Source organism: Algoriphagus sp., assembly GCF_024642405.1.
GTDB lineage: Bacteria > Bacteroidota > Bacteroidia > Cytophagales > Cyclobacteriaceae > Algoriphagus.
In genome coordinates, this window is record NZ_JAHEBC010000152.1 from 1 (window position 1) to 9,291 (window position 9,291).

8 protein-coding genes and 1 pseudogene are annotated in these 9,291 nt (G+C 37.3%); 3 read left to right on the plus strand and 6 right to left on the minus strand.

Annotated features, from left to right (window positions below):
* Positions 1 to 454 (plus strand): annotated as a pseudogene (locus Q0L68_RS12135) (fumarate reductase/succinate dehydrogenase flavoprotein subunit); the annotation flags it as partial.
* A gap of 26 nt (positions 455 to 480) precedes the next feature.
* Positions 481 to 1,230 carry a succinate dehydrogenase/fumarate reductase iron-sulfur subunit gene (locus Q0L68_RS12140; RefSeq protein ID WP_296703444.1) on the plus strand — a complete coding sequence of 250 codons (750 nt, stop codon included), beginning with the start codon at positions 481 to 483 and terminating at the stop codon, positions 1,228 to 1,230.
* 130 nt (positions 1,231 to 1,360) lie between these two features.
* Here the strand turns inward: Q0L68_RS12140 and Q0L68_RS12145 are convergent, their stop codons facing one another.
* From Q0L68_RS12145 to Q0L68_RS12170, 6 genes are all read right to left on the minus strand, one after another.
* A complete protein-coding gene (locus Q0L68_RS12145) occupies positions 1,361 to 1,879 on the minus strand; it encodes a cupin domain-containing protein (RefSeq protein ID WP_296703447.1) in 519 nt (172 codons plus the stop codon).
* Between the two features lie 18 nt (positions 1,880 to 1,897).
* Positions 1,898 to 2,941, minus strand: coding sequence for a heme-binding protein (locus Q0L68_RS12150; protein ID WP_296703452.1), 1,044 nt, complete (start codon positions 2,939 to 2,941; stop codon positions 1,898 to 1,900).
* Between the two features lie 94 nt (positions 2,942 to 3,035).
* Complete coding sequence (locus Q0L68_RS12155) at positions 3,036 to 3,395, minus strand: antibiotic biosynthesis monooxygenase (protein WP_296703454.1); 360 nt, start codon at positions 3,393 to 3,395, stop codon at positions 3,036 to 3,038.
* A gap of 185 nt (positions 3,396 to 3,580) precedes the next feature.
* Positions 3,581 to 4,873 (minus strand): ferritin-like protein, encoded by a 1,293-nt coding sequence (locus tag Q0L68_RS12160; RefSeq protein WP_296703456.1) that lies wholly within the window; start codon positions 4,871 to 4,873, stop codon positions 3,581 to 3,583.
* A gap of 4 nt (positions 4,874 to 4,877) precedes the next feature.
* A complete protein-coding gene (locus Q0L68_RS12165) occupies positions 4,878 to 6,776 on the minus strand; it encodes a GMC family oxidoreductase (RefSeq protein WP_296703457.1) in 1,899 nt (632 codons plus the stop codon).
* Complete coding sequence (locus Q0L68_RS12170) at positions 6,766 to 7,236, minus strand: hypothetical protein (RefSeq protein WP_296703459.1); 471 nt, start codon at positions 7,234 to 7,236, stop codon at positions 6,766 to 6,768. The genes Q0L68_RS12165 and Q0L68_RS12170 overlap by 11 nt, the downstream gene beginning before the upstream one ends.
* A gap of 583 nt (positions 7,237 to 7,819) precedes the next feature.
* Between Q0L68_RS12170 and Q0L68_RS12175 the strand changes: the two genes are divergently transcribed.
* Complete coding sequence (locus tag Q0L68_RS12175) at positions 7,820 to 9,250, plus strand: sodium:solute symporter (RefSeq protein ID WP_296703461.1); 1,431 nt, start codon at positions 7,820 to 7,822, stop codon at positions 9,248 to 9,250.
* Positions 9,251 to 9,291 lie beyond the last annotated feature (41 nt).

Here is a 9,291-nt window from a genome sequence, read left to right on the forward strand (position 1 = left end):
AAAACTTCTTTCCATTAAAGGAACCAAAACAGTAGATCATTTCCATAAGCGTTTAGGTAAAATTATGTGGAATGAATGTGGGATGGCTAGAAGTGCAGAAGGATTGACTAAAGCAAAAGCTGATATTAAAAAATTGAAAGCAGAATTCTGGAAAGACGTGAAGGTTCTTGGTGAAAATGAAGAATTAAATCAGTCTTTGGAAAAAGCGCATCGTGTAGCTGATTTTATTGAATTAGGTGAACTCATGATTGATGACGCTTTAGATAGAAACGAATCTTGTGGAGGTCACTTCAGAGAAGAATACCAGACTCCGGAAGGAGAGGCACTACGTGACGATGAAAACTACGCTTATGTAGCTGCTTGGAAATACATGGGAGAAGATCAGGAAGAAGAACTGAACAAAGAGCCTCTTGTATTCGAAAATGTGAAGTTGACCCAGAGATCTTACAAATAATCGTTAGACAAAAAATTCATAGTTATATGAAATTGACATTGAAAGTATGGAGACAAAAGAACGCATCTGATCAAGGTGGTTTTGTCAACTATCCATTGGATGGAATTTCCAAGGATATGTCCTTTTTAGAAATGTTGGATGTACTAAACGAGGGGCTTTCCGAAAAAGGTGAGGATCCGGTACATTTCGACCATGACTGTCGCGAAGGTATATGCGGCATGTGTTCTTTATATATTAATGGGAAACCTCATGGACCTAAGCAAACAACTACATGTCAGCTTCACATGAGATCTTTTTCCGATGGAGACACTATTACTATTGAACCTTGGAGAGCAAAAGCTTTCCCTGTAGTAAAGGATTTGGTTGTTAATAGATCTGCATTTGATAGAATTATTCAAGCAGGTGGATACGTTTCTGTGAATACAGGCGGTGTTCCGGATGCCAATGAAATTCCAATTCCTAAAGTAATTGCTGATGAAGCTTTTGATGCAGCTACCTGTATCGGTTGCGGTGCCTGTGTAGCAGCTTGTAAAAATGCTTCTGCAATGCTATTTACCTCTGCCAAGATCTCCCAATTGGCCATGTTGCCTCAGGGTCAGGTAGAGCGAAAAAACAGAGCTGAGAAAATGATTGCACAAATGGATGCTGAAGGTTTTGGGGCATGTACCAATACAGGAGCATGCGCTGCGGAATGTCCAAAGGAAATTAGTTTATCTAATATTGCTAGAATGAACAGAGAGTATTTCTCAGCAGTTGTAAGTAGTGATAACGTCTAATTATTAAAGGGATAATGGAAAGCCGGGTTTTAAAATCCGGCTTTTTTTATTTTAGAATTTTTCTCGTCCTGAAATAGTGTTACACAAATTGTACTGAAAGTAAAAAAGAGACGATGAATGTTAAGGGTATTTAACTTCGTGTGAGTGCAGTTATTAATGTTTCCTGTTCAGGATATTGACTAATCAGGTCTTTACGTTTTGCAATAAAATAATCAGCAGGATCAAAAGCCGGTGACATTGTTACACCCATTAAAGCATAGCTACCTCCAGCTACCAAACGAGATCCCATCCATGTTCCACCAGGTATTACCTTCATTGGGTTACCACCGCCGGCAATATCATTACTGAAAATGCACAGTTCCGAACGGGTGGATGAGCCCTCCGGGTAAAGAAGAAGCATTTGAATTGGATCACCACTATAGAAATGGTAAATCATATCTCCAGTCACCCTGTGCATTGCAGAAAAGGTTCCCTGATCAAGAAAATAATAAATTGCTCCACAGATATGCCTGTTTTGCTCAATAGCTTTAAAACCAGGCAGTTCTTTGCTGCTAATTGTTTCTTTTGCGGTGTAGGTACTAACGGAATATCCGCCCTCAGCTGTGTTTTCTTGCAGATTGAACCAATTAATGATTGATTTCGGGTCCATAATAAGATAGTTTTATGATCAGTTTGGTTTCATACGAAGTGTTGCTACAGAAATATGCGGCCAGTTTATCTGCACTATAGGTCCTGGATTATCATTAAAAAAAACAGGAAAGTCTAAAATTACAGTTTGTGTATATTGCAATTGTTTAAAAGTAGTTCCGTCAGCTTCTTTCACAGTCTCAATCCATAAAATTGCAGTTGCTGATTTTGCATTAGCATTTACATTTACAAAGGGAATATTTGTGATTCCGCCAATAGGGGAATCAACATTTCCCACTCCATTGATTGGGTTAGCATCTAAAAGAATTACGATTGTTTCTGTGATGTTTTGCCCTTTAACAGAATCAGCCAATAATTTATTGGGATTCATAATAATATCCTTATCAATCCCGGCAGGAGGTACCGCATTATTTAATATTGAAAGATAGATAGGACTAGTATCATTTACTCTATTGCCATTAGGATCCAGAGTAAAAGGCCTTGGATCTGCCGGTGGAATATTGGGAAGTGGATTATCTACCAAAGAAAACTGGGGTCCACCATTTAATTTGAAAGCTTTGCCTTGTAAAAGTATGGAATCACCATGTGGTATAGAACCGAGGCGGGCAATAGTTGGTTGGACATTCGGATCAGTACCACCAGGTAGATTGAGGAATAAACCTGTTTCTAGGTGGATGCCTTCATTCAGAATAACATCACTTACTTGTTGTAAATAATGGAGCCCTTTGAACGCAATATCGCCTTGTGCATTGCCCCGATTGACAATATCTCCTCCTATTTCGGAAAAAATTATTGACTCAGAAGTTTTATTCAAAATAAGCTTGAATTTATCTGCAGGAGGTGGGCCAGGTTTTGCCTGATTCATGTTTGGTATTTCAATGAGATTGAAACCAGTACCTTCCCATGATGTGTTCTTAAGTGATTCCAAAAATCCAAAGGTCGCATCAGGAGTTAATGCTTCAGCTTCAAATCCTCTGGTTTGGGATAAATTTTCAAGTCCTTTCTTATGTTTTAAACCAGATAGGTCTAATGATTCCAAAGGATTACTTTTTACGTTCGCCATGGTAGTATTTTTAAAAGTTTATGATAGTTAGAAATTGCTTCAAGAAGAGTTTTAAAAAAATCTGATTTGATTTCGGGAAATAAAAATTTCGTTATTATGTGATTCCAGCGCGTACAAAACCTTCTAATTTTGAGAGTGTTTTTACCGTTATATACATATTTATATTACTAAAGTCAGTCAAAAACAGTGAACTATTTTTTTTAATAAAATTTGTAAAGATTGGGCCATTTATGTGTTTTTCAAAAGCATCCTTGTCCTTATAGATTTCAAAAAAAACCACTTCACCAGGGGGAGGATTTGGGAGGTTCTTTTCTTGATAGTCAGGAGTAAAAATCATATATAGCAGTGTGCCAGGTTCTTTTTTATTAACTGCCATTGCCAACTTTTTCAATTCTGCGGTGGCCTTCTTTTCTTTTCCTGAAAGCATAGTCCATTTACCTGTTAGAGAATACATAAAAATTATTTTTAGTTAAGTAAATTGATTATTTATCTGCTACGAAATCAATTTCAATAGTTAGGTATGCATTTCCATTGATTTAATGATTTCACTAAATCAATTAGTTTTGGTTAAGAGTTTCCGTTTTGAAAAGAAAGTTTTCAGGTAAGCCTTATTTAACTAATTATCTGTTTCAGAAACTGTTATACTTTAACATACTCAAAAGTTGGACCTGCACATTCTCCTGTGCCATCATTTAAAGGAATTTTCAATAATTCCAGCGCTTTATATTTAAGGTCATACATCAGTGCAATGCCCTGAACTAATTTATCAGGATCTCCACTTACTGCATCATTTATATTGTTCAGAAGTGTTACATAAGTTTCATTAAAGTTTTTTGCCAAATCTAATAACTGTGGATTGTCTTTATAATCCGCCATTTTAGGATTAGGCTTCATATTATAAACAGACGACCAACTCCTGTTTATTGACGGGCCAGAAGGAATACTATTGGTAGGCTTGTCATAATTAGTATCATTCGAGTGGTATAGTCTTCCATAATTAATCTCCTGGAATTTAAAATAATGAGCGTATTCAATTCCTTCCCCGAACATCTCAAAATCGGGATCCTGAATCGTTCCATCAACACCTTCCCCTTGCCCTACGATTTCTTCAATAGCTTCCAGCGCACCTCCAAAGTAAATCACCTTAAGTATTTTTCCACCGCTTCCATAGTAATGTTCTGGGCCAACTTGGCGACTCTCATCTCCAATAAATTTATAGTAAGTTTTACCGTTCTTATTTTTTTCCGGTTTGGTAATTTGATTCTTGAACCTATATAATCCGTACCGAATAGCTTCGTAAAACTGACCAATACTCTCATATTTTGGGAAGACTTGTCTGGAAGTTTTAGGCTTAACTTCTTTAGTAGGATTAGAAGGTCTTTCAATCGTGCAAAATTCGTCTATAGCTTCCTGAGAAAATTTAAGAAGGCTTACCTTAAAAGGTGTTTTACCTTTACCAACCGGTGGATAAATATTACCTGGTAGTTTTGTAGGATAATCAGGGATTATCTTTTCCACATCAAATAATTTCCCACTAAACTCTTTACTTTCTTTTTTTAAATCTGCCGGTGAAGAAATGGCATTAAGGATATTTGCTACCAATATCATATGAAGCATTTCTTCCACCACAACGCTTCTTATTAAACCTGCGGCTTGTTGATTGCCTCCTTCTTTTATAGAATAGAGTCCACAGAGATAGGGGGGAATAGTGGAAAGTTCAAGTTGCAATGCTGTACGAAGGTAAAACCGCAACTCATCCACAGACTGTATCTGATTTTTTATTAATGTTAAGTCTACCTTACTTGCTTTAAGTTTCTTTGCCGAAGAATTTTCAAAGTCTATTAATTCCTCAGTCAGATTATTAACTTCTGAGAGTGGCTTGATAAGCTTTTGGCGTTTTGGATTATTGTCCTGAAAGAATTTATTTTCCATCCTATTAATTTTCTAGTTGGTTAAGAATTGCTTCAGCAGCCTTAAAAGTAAGAGCAGCCATGGTAAGTGTTGGGTTTGATGTGCCCAGCGTTGGCATATTACCGCATCCTACTAAGAAAAGATTATCGTGGTCCCATGTACGCATATTTTCATTGACAACAGAATCCTCCTTTGTTTTACCCATGCGGTGTGTACCCACGATATGCCCCGCACCTTCAAAAGAGTATCCCTTTCCTTTATATGTTACATAATCAGCGTCTTTCTCTGGATTATAAACAGTATAGTCCTCAATCCCTGCCTTGTCAAATAACTGGGTTACAAATTCCCTCCCCGCTTCAAATGCCTTTAACATGTATTCAGTGGCACGGTAATGTATAACTGGGCGGTAATTCCCGAGTTGATCCAAGTATGCGGGGTCAATCGTTACTCTACATTCGGGATCGGGAGCTTGTTCGCATTCTGCATGAACCAATACCTGACGTGTTATGCGATCCTCAAGGAAACTTCGGAGTTCTTTTCCAAACATGCCCTGAGTAACGGCATCATTTACATCCGATCCTGGTGAAAATGCTGGCCAACCCCATCCCCAATTATCAAGAGGACTTATCCATGCTGCATGTTCTTTCCTGAAATCCCCGTCTCGGAATGTGGCAATATTTGTAGTAGAGCCAGGTCCCCTGAACGGATACACGCGTTCTTTTTTGTTGAGTCCCCAACTTAACACAGTCATGTGATCCATTAGGTTCCTGCCAACTTGGTCGCTGCTATTCGCAGCTCCCGAGGCTAACAAAATTTTTGCATTTTCAATAGCACTTGCAGCCAACACGTAAATTGTTCCTTTGGCAGTTTGAAGGTCATATTTGCCATTATGCCCCTCCTGATAGGTTTTATATTCCACACCCTCGATCCAATTAGATATTGAATTGATAATTAATTTGGAAGCAACAGCCTGTGTTTTAATAGTCAAATTACCATGATCAGCTTTTTTTAATGTCTTCAAGGCATTATACTTCGCCTGCACGGGGCATATCGGAACACAGCTTGCATTCCCTTCGCATCGCTGCCCGGAATATGGATCCCAAACTGAACCAACTGGTTCATATTTATCCCGAAAATCTGCATCTATAAACTCCAGTTTTTTTGAACCGGGGTTCCATCTAATACCTGCTTTACTATACTTTGAGTTAGGGGTTGAATTTCTTCCTTGAGGAGTAGTAACTGTTTCTATTTTGTGGCTTACTCCATTAAGAACAATCTCTTTTCCTTCCATCTCAGAAATCAATACCTTATCCATATAACTAGGTGGAATTTCTTCCATTGGAAATTGATATTTACTACCATAGTAATTATCTACTTTTAGCTGTCCTTTTACCCACTTTTCCATACTCTCCTTATTTCCAGCAACACCAATTTCATGCTCAGCCATTTCATAATAGGGCTTTAAGTCGTTGTAGCTAAATGGCCAGTCTACCCCAATTCCATATGTTTTTTTCATTTTGAAATCATTGGGCAACATCCTTAAAGTAGTACCTAGCCAGTGCAATGTGGTACCGCCTGCTCCTCTTAAACAATCGCTTGCAAAAGGAATAGGGCCCATTTGAACAAGATATCCTTTGGTATCAGGTTTGCCAGGTTCTATTTGTTTTAAGTCTAAAACATCAATAGAAGGTGCGTCCTCAATATTTGGATAAGGTGAATTTGGCACTTTAATGCTATTTTCATAAAACGTATTTAGGTAACCCTGATATGTTTTATAAGCATTTTCAGCATCTAATGCTATTCCTGCGTTCAAGCCAGCTTCGAGCAATAAAACTTTTTTACCCGCATTGGTCAAAATATTTGCCGTAATAGAACCGGCTATACCAGAGCCAATGATAACTACATCGTAATTTTTAATTTCCATTGGTCTTAGATTTATCATTTATCATTACCGAAATCGGTAATTTGGCCCATGAACCAAAACCCGGTTGTTTGGCACCGGGCGGGTGTGTATGACCGGCATCCCACATAAGGCCCTGTTTATAAGAAGCGGGTGATATTATCTTAGATGAATTTTCATTGACTTTCCAGCTTCCTGTGTACCATAGGATAATTATTTTTTTGGCAAGTCCTCCATAACTGGAATCAGGCATAAGCTGCTTACGAGTTGAAATCGCTATACTTTCTTCAGTTTGGTTAGGTTCATCCAAAATTTCTTTGGCATTTTCAAAGAAGTATTTTACATCTTCTTTAGCGCTATTTTTAAGTATAGTATTGAGATAACTATCAAGCATGCCTGTTCCGATGAGTTCAGTTTCAGTGAAGCCAGTAAGCAAGGAGGAGATCTTTAAAAATTGTGGAGGAGAAGCATCAGGATTACTCATTAAAGCTGTTTTTAGGTTAAATAATTAGGATCAAACTGATCTGTAATAAAATTTTCTTTTTCAATTACTACTTTAAAAAAAGCTTTTTTATAATATCCAATTTGTAAAAAAATTAACGTTGGATCTTATAGATATTTAGCAAAAGAAAAAAGATGTATTATGATTAGTGTTAAAATAAAAAACTATATAACATATGAAATATAAAATTAAATAATTAAAAATCAAATATTTAAGAATAAATAAACTTCAGTTAATTTGATTTATATTCTACTTTTTGAACAAGTATTTACTAAGGGACTTTAACTTATTTGATTCGTGTGCTCTTTTTTGAGATTAATAGAAATTGTTTTGACATCTCAAGTATTATATGAAGTGTCTATTTTATTAGTCCAAAGAATATCCCTTTTACATGATCGGTCATGATATTTCTAACGAAATCGTTTTTTAGAATTATTTCAATTCATAATTGCACTGAATAACCAAAAACGACCATTAAACCGAATAAAATTTTGAATCTGGGTCGTATTGACTAACTTTGAAAAGTTATAATTTAAAATGAATTTATTACAAATTAATATAGGGTATGAGTTTCATAGATCTGGGGATCTTTTTGGCCTACATGCTGGCAATGCTTGGTGTAGGATTTTTTTACATGAAAAAGAACACGGGTCAAGAGGATTATTATGTAGGGGGGAGGAATATAGGTAGCTGGCATATTGGGCTATCCGTTGTGGCCACCGACGTAGGTGGAGGATTTTCGATAGGACTTGGAGGCTTGGGTTTTGCCATGGGGATTTCAGGTTCTTGGATGCTTTTTACGGGCCTTTTAGGAGCTTGGTTAGCAGCAGTTTTGTTGATACCCAGGGTAAAATCAGACTCAGCTTTCGCTGGATTCTTCACATTTCCTCAGATTATAGGACATCTTTACAATTCTATAGCTGCAAGAGTTGCCGCAATCATTTGTTTTCTTGGGTATTTAGGCTTCACCTCATCTCAGTTGCTGGCCGGAGCTAAACTGGCCTCAGGAACATTCGAAGCTTTGGATTTACATGTGGCTTTATTAATCATGGGTGGTATTGCAGTAGTATATACTGTTATGGGAGGCTTGAAAGCAGTTATTTACACTGATACAATTCAGTGGATCATCCTGATGTTAGGCTTAATGCTAATTGGAGTCCCAATGGCCTATAATTTTGTGGGAGGTTGGGAAGGCATTTCCAGAGCACTTCCCGAAGAGTTTTTTTCATTTGCTAACCTAAGTTGGCAAGATTTAGCCAATTGGGGAATTACTATTGTGCCAATTTGGTTTGTAGGTATGACCCTTTACCAAAGGATCTTTGCAGCCAGAGATGTGAAGTCTGCAAAAAAAGCTTGGTTTATAGCAGGTTTATTTGAATGGCCGATTATGGCATTTCTTGGTGTTTCTCTCGGATTACTTTCTCGGGTAGCCGTGGAACAAGGAGCATTAGAAGGATTTGGAATAGGAATGGATCCAGAAATGGGACTTCCTGTTTTATTAAGCCAGATCCTTCCTGCTGGGATATTAGGTTTGATGATGTCTGCATATTTTTCAGCGGTATTATCCACTGCTGATTCATGTTTGATGGCAGCTTCTGGAAACTTGACCACCGATTTATTAGGTAAGTTTTTGAAAGGAAAGAGCTTAAAACATGAAATGCGAGTCAGTCAACTATTGACATTATTGATTGGAGGCGTAGCAATTTTAATTGCTTGGCAAATGACTGAAGTATTAAGCCTCATGCTGTATAGTTATGCCTTCATGGTTTCCGGTCTACTAGTCCCTGTTATTGGAGGACTTTTTTTCGGTCAAACCAATGGTACTGCAGCTGTCTTTTCTATGATCGCTGGAGGTTCTGTAACTGCTGCATTAACAATTGCGGAATTCCCTCTTCCTTTTGGACTTGATGCCAATTTGTTTGGTTTAATAGTCTCATTACTTGCATTTGTTTCAGTAAATTATTTTCAAAAAAAGTTTAAGCTAAAATATACATGATTAAAATAGAAACCCTATCAGCAATCGATAGTGCTACTTTC

What these genes read in the sequence shown, in the direction of transcription:
- Q0L68_RS12155 (WP_296703454.1), bottom strand. Translation starts at nt 3,395, where the DNA reads ATGTATTCTCTAACAGGTAAATGGACTATGCTTTCAGGAAAAGAAAAG.
- Q0L68_RS12145 (WP_296703447.1), bottom strand. Translation starts at nt 1,879, where the DNA reads ATGGACCCGAAATCAATCATTAATTGGTTCAATCTGCAAGAAAACACA.
- Q0L68_RS12160 (WP_296703456.1), bottom strand. Translation starts at nt 4,873, where the DNA reads ATGGAAAATAAATTCTTTCAGGACAATAATCCAAAACGCCAAAAGCTT.
- Q0L68_RS12175 (WP_296703461.1), top strand. Translation starts at nt 7,820, where the DNA reads ATGAGTTTCATAGATCTGGGGATCTTTTTGGCCTACATGCTGGCAATG.
- Q0L68_RS12170 (WP_296703459.1), bottom strand. Translation starts at nt 7,236, where the DNA reads ATGAGTAATCCTGATGCTTCTCCTCCACAATTTTTAAAGATCTCCTCC.
- Q0L68_RS12140 (WP_296703444.1), top strand. Translation starts at nt 481, where the DNA reads ATGAAATTGACATTGAAAGTATGGAGACAAAAGAACGCATCTGATCAA.
- Q0L68_RS12165 (WP_296703457.1), bottom strand. Translation starts at nt 6,776, where the DNA reads ATGGAAATTAAAAATTACGATGTAGTTATCATTGGCTCTGGTATAGCC.
- Q0L68_RS12150 (WP_296703452.1), bottom strand. Translation starts at nt 2,941, where the DNA reads ATGGCGAACGTAAAAAGTAATCCTTTGGAATCATTAGACCTATCTGGT.